The sequence below is a fragment of the Sorangium sp. So ce131 genome (genome assembly GCF_051519095.1).
Taxonomy (GTDB): domain Bacteria; phylum Myxococcota_A; class Polyangia; order Polyangiales; family Polyangiaceae; genus Sorangium.
Genome location: NZ_CP150455.1, coordinates 5,741,431 through 5,757,064, shown reverse-complemented (window position 1 = coordinate 5,757,064; position 15,634 = coordinate 5,741,431). Strand labels below are relative to the sequence as shown.

At 72.6% G+C, this 15,634-nt stretch carries 10 protein-coding genes; 5 read left to right on the top strand and 5 right to left on the bottom strand.

The window, feature by feature from the left end; all coding sequences use genetic code 11:
- Positions 1 to 59: 59 nt before the first annotated feature.
- Together WMF43_RS20835 and cysK are read right to left on the bottom strand one after the other, a co-directional pair.
- A complete protein-coding gene (locus WMF43_RS20835) occupies positions 60 to 1,043 on the bottom strand; it encodes a serine O-acetyltransferase (protein ID WP_437682655.1) in 984 nt (327 codons plus the stop codon).
- Positions 1,044 to 1,050: 7 nt separating this feature from the next.
- Positions 1,051 to 2,043, bottom strand: coding sequence for a cysteine synthase A (gene cysK / locus WMF43_RS20830; protein ID WP_437682653.1), 993 nt, complete (start codon positions 2,041 to 2,043; stop codon positions 1,051 to 1,053).
- Positions 2,044 to 3,018: 975 nt separating this feature from the next.
- On the opposite strand from cysK, the gene WMF43_RS20825 reads away from it, so the two are divergent.
- The 5 genes from WMF43_RS20825 (at position 3,019) to WMF43_RS20805 (ending at position 8,680) form a co-directional block, all read left to right on the top strand.
- Positions 3,019 to 3,984, top strand: coding sequence for a hypothetical protein (locus WMF43_RS20825; protein WP_437682651.1), 966 nt, complete (start codon positions 3,019 to 3,021; stop codon positions 3,982 to 3,984).
- 339 nt (positions 3,985 to 4,323) lie between these two features.
- Complete coding sequence (gene ligD, locus WMF43_RS20820) at positions 4,324 to 6,540, top strand: DNA ligase D (RefSeq protein WP_437682649.1); 2,217 nt, start codon at positions 4,324 to 4,326, stop codon at positions 6,538 to 6,540.
- A 168-nt stretch (positions 6,541 to 6,708) separates the two neighbouring features.
- A complete protein-coding gene (locus WMF43_RS20815) occupies positions 6,709 to 7,359 on the top strand; it encodes a hypothetical protein (RefSeq protein WP_437682647.1) in 651 nt (216 codons plus the stop codon).
- A gap of 74 nt (positions 7,360 to 7,433) precedes the next feature.
- Positions 7,434 to 8,033 (top strand): RES family NAD+ phosphorylase, encoded by a 600-nt coding sequence (locus WMF43_RS20810; protein WP_437682646.1) that lies wholly within the window; start codon positions 7,434 to 7,436, stop codon positions 8,031 to 8,033.
- A 221-nt stretch (positions 8,034 to 8,254) separates the two neighbouring features.
- Positions 8,255 to 8,680 carry a hypothetical protein gene (locus WMF43_RS20805; RefSeq protein WP_437682644.1) on the top strand — a complete coding sequence of 142 codons (426 nt, stop codon included), beginning with the start codon at positions 8,255 to 8,257 and terminating at the stop codon, positions 8,678 to 8,680.
- A gap of 199 nt (positions 8,681 to 8,879) precedes the next feature.
- Here the strand turns inward: WMF43_RS20805 and WMF43_RS20800 are convergent, their stop codons facing one another.
- The 3 genes from WMF43_RS20800 to WMF43_RS20790 form a co-directional block, all read right to left on the bottom strand.
- Positions 8,880 to 9,830 carry a hypothetical protein gene (locus tag WMF43_RS20800; RefSeq protein WP_437682642.1) on the bottom strand — a complete coding sequence of 317 codons (951 nt, stop codon included), beginning with the start codon at positions 9,828 to 9,830 and terminating at the stop codon, positions 8,880 to 8,882.
- A gap of 321 nt (positions 9,831 to 10,151) precedes the next feature.
- Positions 10,152 to 10,358, bottom strand: a complete 207-nt coding sequence (locus tag WMF43_RS20795) for a DUF4360 domain-containing protein (protein ID WP_437682640.1) — start codon at positions 10,356 to 10,358, stop codon at positions 10,152 to 10,154.
- A gap of 326 nt (positions 10,359 to 10,684) precedes the next feature.
- Positions 10,685 to 15,628, bottom strand: coding sequence for an AAA family ATPase (locus WMF43_RS20790; protein ID WP_437682638.1), 4,944 nt, complete (start codon positions 15,626 to 15,628; stop codon positions 10,685 to 10,687).
- Positions 15,629 to 15,634 lie beyond the last annotated feature (6 nt).

Here is a 15,634-nt window from a genome sequence, read left to right as displayed (position 1 = left end):
CCCGGGCCCCTCTGGAGCCAGGGAGCGCGCCGAGCAGGCCCGGCGTGGGAGGGGCCGAGTCAAATATCGAAGTCGAGGATGCCCGGATCCAGCCCGTGGATACCGGGCGGGATCGTGGACGGCGAGGCGACGCGGAGGCGCGGCGGCTCGTTCGCCACGCGCTGGCCGCCGGCGACGCTCTTCGTCAGGAACACGGAGCCGCCCACCACGCTCCCCTCGCCCAGCACGGTCTTGCCGCCGAGCACCGTGGCGTTCGCGTAGACGGTGACGTGATCCTCCACGGTGGGGTGGCGCTTCAGGCCGCGCGCGCCGCGCGAGTGCTGGGGCAGCGAGAGCGCGCCGAGCGTCACGCCCTGGTAGAGCTTGACGTGCGAGCCGATGTCGGACGTCTCGCCGATGACGACGCCGGTCGCGTGGTCGATGAAGAAGCTGTCGCCGATGTTGGCGCCCGGGTGGATGTCGGCGCCCGTCCTCGTGTGCGCCCACTCGCTCATGATCCGGGGCATGAGCGGCACGCCGAGCAGGTAGAGCTCGTGCGCCACCCGGTACACCGTCACGGCGAGCAGGCCCGGATAGGCGAGGATGATCTCGTCCATGGAGGACGCCGCGGGGTCGCCGTCGTAGGCCGCCTGCACGTCGAGCAGGAGGCGCCGGCGGACGGCCGGCAGCCGGTTCACGAACACCCGCGCCACGTCGTAGCCGCGCTGCCGGCACTTCGGGATGTCGATGGACCGGGCGTCCTGGGTCTCGTCCTGGAAGCACAGGCAGCGCTCGATCTGGCGCTCCAGCTTCTGCCGCAGCGTCGAGACCAGCGTGCCCACGTGGTAGAGCAGGTCCTCGTCCGAGAGGTCCTGCCGGCCGTGGTAGCCCGGGTAGAAGATCTGGAGGAGGAGATCGATGATCTCGGTGATCTCCTTGCGCGAGGGGGTGAAGCGCTTGTTGATGTGCTGCGCGCGCGGGTCTTCCCGGTACCCCGCGATGAGCTCCTCGACCACCCCGTGCAGCTCGCCGGACGGGGCGACGGCGTCGCACTTCTCGCTCACGTCGACCTCACGAGGCCTTCATGGCCTCGACCTCGGCGAACATGCCCTCGAACAGGGGTCCGGAGAGGTACCGCTCGCCGGCGTCCGGGAGGACGACGACGATGGTCTTGCCGGCCCACTTGGGGTCGCGCGCGAGCCGGCTCGCGGCGACCACCGCCGCGCCGCAGGACACGCCGCAGAGGATGCCCTCCTCGCGGGCGAGGCGCCGCGACATGCCGATCGACTCGTCGTTCGAGACCGTCTCCACCTGGTCGACGAACGAGAGATCGAGGTTCTTGGGGACGAAGCCCGCGCCGATGCCCTGGATCTTGTGCGGCGACGGGGTGAGCTGCTGGCCGGCGAGCGTCTGCGAGATGACCGGCGAGTGGACCGGCTCGACGGCGACGGAGTGGAGGGGCCGGCCCCGGGTGCGCTCGACGTAGCGGCTGACGCCGGTGAGCGTGCCGCCGGTGCCGACGCCGGAGACGAAGACGTCGACGTTGCCGCCGGTGTCCTCCCAGATCTCGGGGCCGGTGGTGGTCTCGTGGATGGCGGGGTTCGCGGGGTTCTCGAACTGCCGCATCATGACGTAGCGGCCGGGATCGGAGGCGGCGAGCGCCTCGGCCCTGGCGATGGCGCCGTTCATGCCCTGGGGGCCCGGCGTGAGCAGGAGCTTCGCCCCGAGGGCCACGAGCACCTTGCGCCGCTCCATGCTCATCGTCTCGGGCATGCTGAGCACGCACTCGATGCCGCGCGAGGCGGCGGCGAAGGCGAGCGCGATGCCGGTGTTGCCGCTGGTCGCCTCGACGATCGCCTTGCCCGGGCCGAGCACGCCGCGCTTCTCGGCGTCCCAGACCATGGCCGCGCCGATGCGGCACTTGACCGAGTAGGCGGGGTTGCGGCCCTCGATCTTCGCCAGCACGGTGGCGGGCGCGCCGTCGATCACGCGGCGGAGCCGGACGAGCGGCGTGCGGCCGATGCTCTGGGTGTTGTCCTCGTAGACGTGGGGGAACGTGCTCATGGGCAGACCGTGATGGTAGGAGGGAGGGCGAGGAGATCAAGAGGTGCCCCTCGCTGTCAAGCTCCACGTGCGCCGCCCCGCCTTTCCAGAAGCGCCCGGCGGGCGCGCGTCCACGACGGCTGGCCGGGCGGCCCCGCGTCCACGACGGCTGGCCGGGCGGCCCGTCGAGAGGCGCCGCCGGGCGCGCGCAGCGCAGGCCTCGGCCGCGCGGACGGGTGGTGGCCAGTCTGCGCGGCTGTCCCCGGTCGACAGGAGACGTGCGGGCGCCGCTCGACAGGTGATGTGACGACGCGACAGGCGGTAGGACAACGCGAGTGCGACGAAGGGCGCTCGCCGTCACGTCCCCTGTCGCGACTCCCCACCTCCCGCAACCAGGGAGAATGACGCGGCGCGACCAGACATCCACAAGAGCTCGCCGGGTTGCGTCATTTTATGTGGGCCCGATGACGAAGACAGTCGTCGTCTGCCAGGCGCCGCGAAGTGGTTGATGCAGCAAGGATCTGCAAGGCAGAGACAATGTAGGTGTCATGGCCAAGTAAGGTGATTCCCTGAGGAACCCATGACCCAACGCCCTGGACCACGTCCGACCCTGTCGAGGTGCCTTGACGACCCTCGATGCGAGATTACCTTGGGGAATTTCGTCGAGCCGGCGTCTGGGATGTTTGGCACACTGCTCGCTTGATGGGCGGCATGTTCCCCGCCACCCCCCCCAGCGCGGAGGCTCAGCTGCCCTACGATGACGACAACGAGCCTACTTTAATTTTCCGCCGTGCGCCCGAGCCGGTCCCGTCTCTCGCGCCGATCGCGATGCCGATCGCGGAGGCGGCTCCGGTCATGGCGGCTCCGACGCGGCGCTCCACGGGGCGACTGATCGCGCTCGGTGCGGGGGTGAGCGCCGGCCTCGGTCTGCTGCTGAGCGCTGCTGTATCCATGCAGCTGGGTGCGGCAGGATTCGACCTTCCCACGAGCTCGGCGATGCAACCCGCCACGGCGGCCGCGTTGCGAGCGGCGGTGACGGCCGCGCCGGTGCAGGCGAAGGCGGCAGCGGCGTCGCCCTCGCCGGCGAAGGTGGAGGCGGCGGCGCCGGCCATCGCGCGCATCGACGCGGCGGACCGCGCGGACGCGACGCTCGACCGGAGCCGCGTGATCCCGATCCCGGACGGGATCATCGTCTTGCCCTCCTCCTTCTCCTCGGCGGACGGGGCCTATGATCTGGTGATCCACTTCCACGGCGTCAACGACGTTGTCTCGGCGGGGTTCGAGCGCGCCGGCCTCAACGCGGTCGTGATGATCATCAACATGGGCATCAGCTCGGCCGCCTACGAGACCCGCTTCTCGATCCGCTCGTACCTCCCGGCGCTGCTCGCGAAGACGCAGGCCGCGCTCTCGGCCCGCGGGCTCCGCGACGCCCGGCTCCGGCGCGTCGCGCTCTCGGCGTTCAGCGCAGGGTACGGCGCGGTGCGCGGGCTCCTGAACCAGCCCGGGTTCGCGGACACCGTGGACGCCGTGCTCCTGCTCGACGGCATCCATACCGGCTACATGCCGCTCGACCACAGCCTGGACATGGAGCGCCTCAAGCCCTTCACGCGCTTCGCCGAGCAGGCGGCCAGCGGCAAGAAGCTCCTCTCGATCACCCACTCGGAGATCACCCCCGTGGGCGATTACGCCGGAACCCACGAGAGCACGGACGCCCTGCTCAAGCTCGCGGGCGCGCAGCGCCTCTCGACCGGCAACGTCGCCGATCCGCAGGCGATCCAGGGGCTGGCCGGGACGGCGGGCGCGGCGAGCCCGCCCCGGTTCGTCCCGCTCTCCGAGGCGCACAAGGGGGCGCTCCACGTCCGCGGTTATGCGGGCACCCAGAAGCCCGACCACGTGAGGCACCTGACCCGCATGGCGGAGACGGCCGTGCCGGATCTGGTCCGCCGCTGGACCGCGCTCTGAGCGGCGGTCACCCGCTTCGGATACGGGCCCATCTCGACGTTTTCGGTGCTCAGCGCACAGGAGTGCGCTTGCGCGCCGAAAACGCCGATCTGGGCCCGTCTCCTGTGCGGGTGACCGCCGCTCTGTGACGCATGTAGCAGAGGTGCTCAGCCGCGCGCGGCCTGGGGGAGGTTCACCCGGCGCCCGGGGGACGAGCGTGGCAGATCGCCTCGATTGAGGCGCCCATGCCGGACTCAGCAGGTGTTTCCGGCCGAGATCGCGAGGAAAAACGCCGGGGTGTGGAGGGGGCATTCCGGTATCGCGCTTGCATTTCCACCGCAAAAAGGTGGTGGCGCGACCATGATCGGACAAAGGCAAGCGCGAGGCGCGGCGCGACGCATCCAGGAAGAACGGCCCGCAACCCTGACGTCGCGAAGGGGGCGCGGCGCGGCGGCCGCGGCGAAGGTGGACGGGCAGCGCTCGCCTGCCGCGGCGGCGCAGGTGGACGGGGACGGCGCCGCGACGGAGGCGCGCCGGGGGCTGGCCTTCGCGGATACGCTCGCGGGCGCGAAGAAAGGCCCGTTCCCGCAGGAGGTCGAGCCCCAGCTGGCGACGCTGGTCACCGGGCCGCCGGCGGGCGCCGGGTGGCTCTACGAGGTGAAGTTCGACGGCTACCGGATGCTCGCCAAGCTCCGCGGCGGGCGCGCCACGCTGCTCACCCGGCGCGGGCAGGACTGGACCGAGCGGTTCGCAAGCGTGCGCGACGACCTCGCCCGGCTGCCCGCCCGGGACGCGGTGCTGGACGGCGAGATCGTCATCGTCGGGCCGGACGGGGTGACCGACTTCCAGGCCCTGCAGAACGCGCTCGGCGAAGGGCAAGGCGGGCGCGACGGGCGCCTCATGTACTTCGTGTTCGACCTGCTCCATCTGGACGGCCGCGATCTCCGCGGGTGCACGCAGCTCACCCGCAAGCGGGCGCTCGAGGCGCTGCTCGCCGGGGTCCCGGAGGAAGGGAGCCTGCGGTACACCGAGCACATCGAGGAGGACGGCGCCGCCGTCTTCCAGCACGCGTGCAAGCTCGGGGTCGAGGGCGTGATCGCGAAGCGGCCCGACGCGCCGTATCGGAGCGGGCGCGGCGACAGCTGGCTCAAGGTGAAGTGCGGCCGTCGACAGGAGTTCGTGATCGTGGGCTTCACCGAGCCGACCGGCGCCCGCCTCGGGCTCGGGGCGATCCTCGTGGGCGTCTACACGTCCGGCAAGCTCGCCTACGCCGGCAAGGTGGGGACCGGGTTCACGAGCAAGACGCTGATGACGCTGCGCCGCCGCCTCGAGCAGATCGAGCGCGCGCAGCCCGCCTTCCAGGGGGCGCCCCGCATGCGCGACGTGCACTGGGTCGAGCCGAAGCTCGTCGCGGAGGTCCACTTCTCGGCGTGGACGCGCGACGGGCGGCTGCGACACCCGTCGTTCGAAGGGCTCCGCGAGGACCGCACCCCGGAGTCGGTCGGCGTCGAGCGCGAGCAGCCGCCGCCGGGCAAGGCGGCCGGCGCGGCGAACAAGGCAGCCGGCGGCGCTGCCAAGGGCAAGACCGACGGCGCTGCCAAGGGCAAGGCCGACGGCGCTGCCAAGGGCAAGGCCGACGGCGCGGCGACCGGCAAGGCGCCGCGCGCGGGCCGGCGCGGCGGCGCAGAGAAGGTCGAGGTCGCCGGCGCGCGCCTGACGAACCCGGACAAGGTGCTCTATCCGGGACAGGGGATCACGAAGCTGGCGCTCGCCCAGTACTACGCGGAGGTCGCCGACCGCATGCTGCCCCACGTCGCAGATCGGCTGCTCACGCTGGTCCGCTGCCCCGAGGGCCAGGGCAAACCGTGCTTCTTCCAGCGGCACGAGGCAGAGGGGCTGTCCGAGGCCATCCGGCGCACGATCGTCGAGGAGGACGACGGGAAACGGACCTACCTTTACGTGCAGAACGCGGAAGGGCTCGTGTCGCTCGTGCAGATGGGGGCGCTCGAGATGCACATCTGGGGCAGCCGCGCGGACCGGATCGAGCAGCCCGACCGGATGGTCTTCGACCTCGATCCCGCGCCGGACCTGCCGTGGGAGCGCGTGGCGGAGGCCGCGAGGACGGTGCGGCACCTGCTCGAGACGCTGGGGCTCAGGAGCTTCGTCAAGACGACCGGCGGAAAAGGGCTCCACGTCGTCGTCCCGATCCAGGCGCAGCGGGGCTGGGACGAGGTGAAGCCGTTCACGAAGGCCGTCGCCGACGCGCTCGTGCGCTACGATCCGGCGCGGTACATCGCGACGCTCTCGAAGGCGAAGCGCACCGGCAAGGTCTTCATCGACTACCTGCGCAACGGGCGCGGGGCGACCGCGGTCGCGCCCTACTCGACGCGGGCGCGCCCCGGCGCGGCCGTCGCGACGCCGATCGCGTGGGACGAGCTCGACGCGCCGCTCGATCCGGCCGCCTTCACCATCGAGACCGTGCCGCGGCGGATCGCGGCCCGCGACGATCCGTGGGCGGAGCTCGGGAGCGTGCGCCAGTCCATCACGAGCGCGATGATGAAGAAGGTCGGGCTCTGAGCCCGCCACCCCGAGACCCTGGCAAAGCCCGGAGCCGGTGAGCTCACCGAAGAAGAACGACTCGGACGATTCAGCGAATGCCGCGGTCACTGACGTTCCGTTCAGCGGGGTCGGAATGACGTGGTAGGGCGGCGTGCGCCTGGTTGACGAAGCCGCGCGCGCGAAGCAATGTCCCCCGTCGTCGCCATGGCAAAGGACCGGAACTCCAGCGCGCTGGCGGAAATTGCCGAACGACTCCATGAATTCGACGGTGAGCCGCTCCGGGTCGCGTTCCTGACGCGCGGCATCGACGCGCTCACCCAGATCGCGGAGCGGCTCGACCAGAGCGAGCTTGGCGAGGTCGTCGCCTCGCCGAGCAACGCGGACGCCCTGGTGACGGCGCTCTCGCAGCCGAGCGCCGTCGGCCTGTTCTCCGCGGCGGACCCGCTCACGCCGGCCCGCCTCCGCGGCCTCCAGGCCAGAGACGCGCTGCTCGCCGCCGAGGGGGGGACGCTCACGGCCGAGGAGGTCGGCGAGGTGCTCCAGCTCTCGCGCGAGGCCGTCGACAGGAGGCGCGCTGCCGGAGGGCTCCTGGCCGTGGACATCGGCCATCGCGGCCACCTTTATCCAGCATGGCAGTTCGCGGGTGAGGGCGTGTTGCCCGGGCTGGAAGAGATCCTGGCTTTGCTCGCGGAGCACCCCCCGCTGGCCAAGCTCCGCTTCTTCCTCGCCGGCAATTGCCGCCTGGGCGGCGACCGGCCGCTCGATCGGCTCCGCCGCGGCGACCTCGAGGCGGTGCGGCTCGCCGCGCGCACGTTCGGCGAGCACGGGGCGGCGTGAGCGCGCCCGGAGGGTGAGCCGGACATCGGGCGCGCCCTCCCTCTTGCCTCTCGTTCGTACCGGGCAGAATCCACATGAAGACAACGCTTGGTCCTCACCCGGACCCGCCCCTTGACTTCGCGGCACGGCCGCTGCCCATCACCCTCTTTCGTGTCTGCTGGTACAGGATTCACCGGCTCGGGCGCGAGCCGCTGTATTTCGGGCGCTCGGGGGACAACCGCTTCGACGCGCCGGCCGGCGAGTTCGGGGTGCTGTATGCCGGCAAGGACGAGCGCTGCGCCTTCATCGAGGTGTTCGGCGCCGCCACGGGCGCGCGCTTCGTGGAGCAGGGCGAGCTCGCCGCGCGCGGGCTCGCGCGCATCGCGCCGCGGCGGCCGCTCCGGCTCGTGAACCTCGCGGGCGCGGGGCTCGCGCGCGTGGGGGCCGACGCCCGCCTGACCTCGGGGGAGTCGTACGGCGCCGCGCACCTTTGGGCGCTCGCGATCCACGACCACCCGAAGCGGCCCGACGGCATCACGTTCGCCGCGCGGCACGACCCGAGCCGCGTCGCCGCCGCCCTGTTCGAGCGCAGCGCTGCGGACCTTGAGGTGACGCAGCTCGGCTCGCTGGCGGATCCGGCGCACGCCGCGCTGGTGGCGGCGCTGCTCGACACCTACAAGATCGGGCTCGTCTGAAGCCCGGCGGGCTGGCGGCGCGGCGTCGTCCGGCGGCGGCGCGGCGCCGTCGGGAGCGCCGGCGGCGTCGGGAGCGCCGGCGGCGTGGCCCGGGCCTGAGGCTGCGATCTCCGTGCACGCGCGCGCCGGCACGGCCGGTGCTCACCCTGCCGGAGAGCGCGGCGGCGCGGCGGCGGCGCGGGGTGGTCGCGGCGCGCGCACGCCGCGCGGCGGGGGAATCGATGAAAATCAAGCATCTGCGGCTGGAAACAGGCTATCTCGTGGAGCCTATCCCCCTTCAGGGAGGGCTCGCGGCGCACCAGATCCAGATCGTCACGATCGGCGAACAGGGAGCCTCCCGGGTCCGGCTCTCGCTGGATCCGAACCGCTGCAGCATCGACAGCTTCGGCGAGCCCAAGGCCTGCACGCGCATGGCGTCGCTCCAGCTGGAAGCGGACGTGGAGCTCCTGGAGACGTGTGATGAGAAGCAACTGCTCGCCCTCAAGTTCGGGGGAAGCGGCGGCCCGGCGCTCCGGCTCGCGCTCCTGCCCCTCTGCGGCCAGGGCAACCAGGCCATCGTCGCGCGGCTCCTGATCTTCGGCGAATCCGGGGAGATCAAGGCCATCGTGCCGATGCAGGGCTGGTCGGCGGGCTGCGTGGTGGCGTGAAAGCATGAGGGCATGACGGCGGCGCCGCCCGAGCCTCGTGTCGCACGGCGGGGCGTCCCCTCGCCTCGCCCGCTGCGACGGCCGTGAGTGTCACGTTCCATCGCCGAGGCGCGGAGACGCGGGGGCGGAGAAAGACGGAATCGAACGGAATCGAGAGGATGAGTCGGGATGGCCGAGGCCGCGCCAGGGCCGGTATCGTTCAGGCGCCGTGCGAGCCGCTGCCGCCAGGTCCGAAGGGGCCAGGCGTCCCGCCAGGAGGACCTGCAGCGCCGCCGCCAAAGGGGTTCGGGGCGCCAGGCGGCGCGCCGTACGCACCTGGCACGGCGCCCGGGGCGCCAGGCGGCGCGCCGTACGCGCCGGCGGGCATGCCGTACGCGCCGGGCGGGGCCCCCGGCGGCGCGCCGTACGCGCCGGCGGGCGCGCCGTAGGCGCCGGGCGGCGGCGGCGCGGCGTAAGCCCCGGCAGGCGCGGCGTAAGCCCCGGCAGGCGCGCCATAAGCGCCAGGCGGGGCGCCGGCGGGCATGCCGTACGCGCCGGGTGGGGCGCCGGCGGGCACGCCGTACGCGCCAGGCGGGGCGCCGGCGGGCATGCCGAACGCGCCAGGCGGGGCGCCGGCGGGCACGCCGTAGGCGCCGGGCGGGGCGCCGGCGGGCATGCCGTACGCGCCAGGCGGGGCCCCGGGCGCCTGGCCGTAGGGGACGGGCGGCGGGGGGTACGCTCCGAGCGGGGCGGCGGCGGCCGGCCCCTGCCCGGGCGGATAGGCGGCCTCCATGGCGACGCGGCGCGGGTTGGCCGGGTCGTAGCGCGCCGTGACGATGCACCCCGGCTGGATGCGCGAGGACGCCAGCACCGACACGAGCGCGACCGTCTCGGCCTGATAGGGGGGCATGCCCGGCGGCATCACCTCGAGGAGCAGCTTGAGGCTGTAGGAGTCCTGGCCCCCCTGGGATACCCGCATGCCGGTCTCCTGGTACTGGAGCACGCGCGCAGGGCAGGACACGCCCATCTGGAGGAGCCGCCGCTGCTCCTGCTGCTGCGCGTTGAGCGGGCCGAGGACCTTCTTCCAGACCACCCAGACGATCACCGCGGTGATCCCGAGCGGAACGAGGACGCTGAACACGACGATCAGCAGGGTGGACAGGCCATTCATGCCGTCAGCGTATCAGGCCGGCGGGCGGAAACACCAGCGCCTTCTAGCCTCGTTCTCTCGGTGTTCTCGTGCGATTTGGGCTGTTGCGACGGCCGCGGGGGTCGATATCGACTGCTCAATCACCCGGGCCAGCGCACGCTCGGGCCGCGCTATGGCGAGAGGATGATCGAAGCCCTCAGCCGCTGAGGGCGACCCGGACGAGGGCCGCCCAGCCGGCGAGCCCTCCACCACGACCGAACGTGGGTGACGACCGCGCCCGCGCGCTCGTCACCCGCCGGGGCCCGCCCGCAGCGCCGGGCCGGACCCCGCCTCGATCCGAGCTCACGGGCCAGCGCAGCGGCGGTAGGCCAGGACATACTCGATCCGGACCTGGACATCCGTGGTGTCGTTCGTCACGACGCCGGATCGCGCCGGAGCGAGCCGATTCGTGACATAGAGGCTCGTCTTGATGTTGAGCGGCCGCACGGTGCCGCACTCCGACAACGCCGAGAACGCCGAAGAAACGACGAACGTCGATCGCAGTAGCATGCTCCGCCCCCTCTCATGACAGGCGCCTGCGCGCCGCCGTGCGTCGGCGCCAGCGCGCGTGTCACCGCTGTCGCAGGTCAGCCGACATGTCTTATCGAGCATGGGCTCGCCGCGCGGCCGATGCAACGTGAGCGGTCCGCTTCGCCCGTGTTCACGCGCCGGCGCAGGAGCCTCGAGGGAAGGTCGGATTGGAACAGCAAGGCGGGAATGACGATGATCTTCGCGCCTTCCTGGAAGCGCTCTCCGGTGAACACGACCGCCGGGGCTCTACGGCGCTGCGGCGCTGCGGCTCCGCGGCTCTACGGCGCTACGGCGCTGCGGCGCGCTCACGGCCTCGGCCTCCGCCCCGGCCGCGGCGCGCGCCTCTTCGCGAGGCCGTCCATGCACACCCGGAGCCCATCGCGCAGGTTGGCGCGCACCGTGATGCCCATCATCTCGACGCCGAGCGACGCCATCGTCTGGGCGACGGCCGGCCCGATGCCCGTGATGATGCCCTTGGCCCCGAGGAGCTCCGCGGAGCGCACGATGCGCACGACACAACCCGCCGTGCGCTCGTCCAGCGCCTCCACGCCGGTCAGGTCGACGAGCGCGTACGGCGCGCGCCGGTGGACGATCCGCTCGAGCAGGCCCTTCATGATCTCGTCCGCGCGCGCGTCGTCGAGCGCCCCGATCACCGGGATCGCCAGCACGCCGTCCCACACCTCGAGGATCGGCGTCGAGAGCGCCTGGATCACCTCCCGCTGCCGCGCGATCAGCGCGGCCTTCTCCTGGAGGTCGAGCTCCTGCCGGCGCTGCTGCGCGGCGTGCAGCGCGACGATCTCCTCGTGCGCCGCCCGGAGCTCCGCCGTCCGCTCGGCGACCTTCTCCTCCAGCCGGCTGTAGAGGAACGCGTTCTCGATCGAGATGGCGGCCTGCGACGAGAGCAGCCCGATCACCTCGACCCGCTGCGGGGTGAAGGCCGACGCCGCGAGGCTGTTCTCCAGGTAAATCACCCCGGCGACGCGGCCATAATGCAGGATCGGCGCGGCCAGGATCGATCGCGGCGCGCGCGCCGCGAGGTAGGGATCGCCGGCGAACCGCTCGTCCTCCGCCGCGTCCCCGGCGAGCACGCTCTCCCCCGTCCTCGCCGCGTACTGGATCACGCTCGCGGGCAGGTCGCCCCGTGCCTCGAGCGGGAGCGAGCGGAGCACGATCGCGCTCTCCGTGCGCACGTCGCGCTCGGCCTCGACGACGAGCCGCGACTCCTCCTTCAGGATCAGGGCGCCCCGCGTCGCGCCGGCGTTCTCGAGGATGATCCGGAGCAGCTTCTCGAGCAGCCGCGGGAGCATGATCTCCCCGGAGATCGCCTGCGACGCCTTGAGCACGGAGCTCCGGTCGACCTCCGTCCCCCGGGGAGCGCCGCGCCCGTCGGCGTCCGCCGCACGCTCGCCCTCCTGCCCGGGCGCCTCGTCGAGCGGCGCGCCGTGCGCGAGCAGCTCCGGGTGGCTGCGCGCGAGGCGCCGCATCACCTCCGTGGCCCCCCAGCGCGCGTAGAGCCGGTGCGCCTCCGCCATGTAGGCGCGGGCGATCGTGATCTTCCCCCGGCCGAGGTAGTAGCGCGCGCAGAGCTCGTTGCCGAGCGCCTCGTCGTGCACGAACCGCCCCTGCCGGGCCGCGGCGATGCCCTCGTCGTAGAGATCGCCCGCGCCCGAGTCGCCGGTCGCCTGGAGGATCTCGGCCGCGAGCAGGAGGCTCCGGTGACCGAGGTTGCCCGGGTACACCTCGGACCACCGCCGCAGCTTGTCCAGGAGCTCGCGCGCCCGCGCCAGGTAACGCCTCGCCGCGCCCGCCTGGGCCTCGCCCGACGCCTGCGTCAGGCAGACGCCCGCGTAGAAATGATAGGCCGGCGTGCCCTGCCAGCTCGCGATGCCGAGCGAGCCCGGGACGGCGCCGAGCGCGAGGTCCGCGGCGCGCGCGTGCTCTCCCGTGAAGGCGCCCATGAAGGTGGCGTAGAACTCGGCGAAGAACAGCGTCGCCCGCGACTCGGTGCGCCGCGCCTCGGCGATCACGGCGTCGAGATCGAGCCAGTCCCCCTGGAGGCGGTGCGGCGCGCGGGTCGGCGTCGTGAGGTTATGACAGATCTGGCCGACGGCGCGGATCATCCACGTGGTCGTGTTGAACCGGTCGAGCTTGCAGAGGGGCATGAAGGAGCGCGCCTCGGCCAGGATGTCGTCGACGCGCAGGCCGCGCAGCAGGCTGTTCGTGCTGGCGTTCATCGCGTTGAGGAAGGCCGCGAGGTGCTGCCCCGTCTCCAGCCCCTCGTGCACGCCCCGGAGCAGGCTCTCCTTGCACGTCGCGTAGCCCTCCTTCCAGTGCTGGATGAGCGCGCCCCACCGGTTGCAGAGCAGCGGCGCCGCCCTCCGGTCCGAGAGCCGCTCCCCGAGCTTCACCCCCACCCGGCCGAACCGGTAGCCCCGGTCGATGTCGATCCCGGCGCAGAGGAGGATCCCGGCGTAGAGGAACGCGGAGATCGAGCTCGTCGAGACCCCGTGCTTCAGGGTGTTCTGCACGAGCTTCATCGCGAAGATGCCGCAGTTGTTCGTGACGAGGTAGTAGCTCGGCGTCAGCAGGTCCTCGAGCAGGCCTTGCAGGGCCGCGATCTCGGGATCCTCGAGGGGCGGGAGGTCGGCGAGCGACTCGATCGGCCTGTCGCCGAGGAGCTCGGCGGTGGCCGCGATCTCGCGGTCGAGCTCCTCGCGCTCGGGGAAGCGCGGGAGCCGGATCCCGTAGACCTCGAGGGCGAGCAGCCCCTCGTCGAGCGCGGCGAGCAGGTCGTTCCGCAGGATCTCCGTGTTCACCTTCGCCCGCCGGAGCGCCGCCCGGTCCGCGCGGGTGCGGGCGTGCACGAGGCCGCGGGCGAGCCGCTCGCTCGCGGCCTCGTGCTGGCCGCAGATCGACTCCATCGCGGCCGCCTTCAGCGTGAGGTCGAGCGTGAGGCCGTACGCGGCCTCCCACGGGCGCTCCGGGAGCAGGGCGAGCCCGATCTCGAGGTACCTCCGCGCCTCGCCGAACGCCGCCGCCTCCTCGGCCTCCTCGGCCGCGCGGAGGTTCATCCGCGCGAGCTCGAGGCGCTCGTCGGGATCCGCGATCAGGCCGCCGGCGCTGTTCAGGTGGTTCACGACGTCGAACAGGCCCTTGCGCGCGTCGCCGACCGCCGTCTTCTGCAGGAGCCGGCCGATGCGGAGGTGGACCGCCGCCCGCTCCCCCTCCGGGATCAGCGCGTAGGCGGCCTCCCGGATCTTGTCGTGGGCGAAGCTCACCTCCTCGCCGGAGACGGCGAGCAACCCCTCCTCGATCGCCGGCGAGAGCCGCCGGTACGCGTCGTCCGGCGAGAGCTCGCCCGCGGTGCAGAACACCCGGAGGTCGAACCGGCCGCCGATCGCCGCCGCGAGCCGGAGCGCGCCCTGGGTCGCGGCCGGCAGGCGCTGGATCGCGCCCGACATCAGCTCGACCACGTTGGAGGTGTGCGGGCGCGCCGCGATCGCGCCGAGATCCCACCGGAAGCCGCCCGCCGGATCGAACGAGAGCGCGCCGCCCTCGTGGAGCGACTTCAGGAACTGACGGAGGAAGAACGGGTTCCCGCCGGTCTTGCTCAGCACGACCCCGGCGAGATCCCGCACGTCGCGGCGCTCCAGGGTGTCGGCGAGGAGCTCGGTGATCGCCGGGAGATCGAGCGGCGCGAGGACGATCTCGCGCACGGTGAGGCCTCCCTTCTTCAGCTCGTCGAGCGCGAGCCGGAGCGGGTGGGCCGGGCTCACCTCGTTGTCGCGGTACGCGCCCGCGAAGAAGAGCGCCTCCATCGCGTCGCCCGCGAGCAGCGCCTTGAGCAGGCCCAGGCTGGCGGCGTCGATCCACTGGAGATCGTCCAGGAACACCACGAGCGGGTGCTCGCGCCGGGCGAAGACGGCGACGAAGCTCTGGAAGCAGAGGCTCAGGCGGTTCTGGGACGCGACCGGATCGAGCGCCGGCGCGGGCGGCTGCTCGCCGAGCAGGTGCTGGAGCGACGGGACGAGCTCCGCGATGACCTGCACGTTATTGCCGAGCGCCTCCAGGATCGCCGCCCGGAAGCGCGCCACCCGCTCCTCGCTCTCGGAGAGGAGCCGCTGGACGAGCGCGTCGAACGCCTGGGCGATGGCGCTGTACGGCGCGCTCCGCTGATGCTGGTCGTACTTGCCCGTGATGAAGAAGCCGCGCCTCCGCGCGAGCGGCCGCAAGATCTCCTGCGCCAGCGACGATTTGCCGACGCCGGAGTAGCCCGAGATGAGGGCGATCTCCCGCGCGCCGCCGAGCGCGCGCTCGAACGCGGAGGTCAGCTGCGCGACGTCCGCCGCCCGCCCGTAGAGCCTCGAGGAGATCTGGAGGGCGCCGCGCCGGTCGTGGCGGCCGGGGGAGAAGCCGTCCAGGCGGCCGTGCTGCTGGAGCAGCCGGCGGCACTCCGCGAGGTCGTCGAGCAGGCCGGCGGCGGCGGCGTAACGCTCCTCGGCGTTCTTGCCGAGGAGCTTCATCACGATCGCTTCGAGGGCCGGCGGCGCGCCCGGCGCGGCGGCGGCGAGCGGCTCGGGGCTGATCGCGAGGTGGGCGTGGATGAGCTCCAGGGGATCGGGCGACGCGAACGGCGGCCGCCCCGCGAGCATCTCGTAGAAGATGGCGCCGAGCGAGTAGAGGTCGGCCCGGTGGTCGACGCCGCGGGCCATGCGCCCCGTCTGCTCCGGCGCGGTGTACGGGAGCTCCGCCGTGGATCCGACGCCGTGGGCCGCCCCGTCCGGGAGGGCCACCCGCGGGTCGGCGCCGAACAGCGAGAGCTTCACCCCGCCCGCGCTCCACGTGAAGCTCCGCGGCGTGAGCGCGCGGTGGACCACGCCGTGCTGGTGCAGGTCGCGCACGGCCTCGACCATCTCGACGGCGCGGTCCAGGAACTCCGCGGGGCCGAGCCGCCCGCCCCGCCGGAGGACGCTCGCGAGATCCTCGCCGCGGGCGTCCTCCACGACGAGGAGGAGCCCCTCGGCGCGCTCCTCTACCCCATGCACCTGCACGACGCGCGAGGAGCAGATACGTGAGGCGCGCTCGCACTCGTGCTTGAAGCGGGCGACATCCGCGATGCGCGTGGATTCGACCTTCAGGAACCGGAGGAGGACCGAGGCGCCGTCGGCCGCGCGCCGCGCGCGGTAGGCGATCTCCCCGGGGGAGAGCTCGACGTTCTCGACCACCTGGTATCCAGGGATGACGAGCATGTCAGT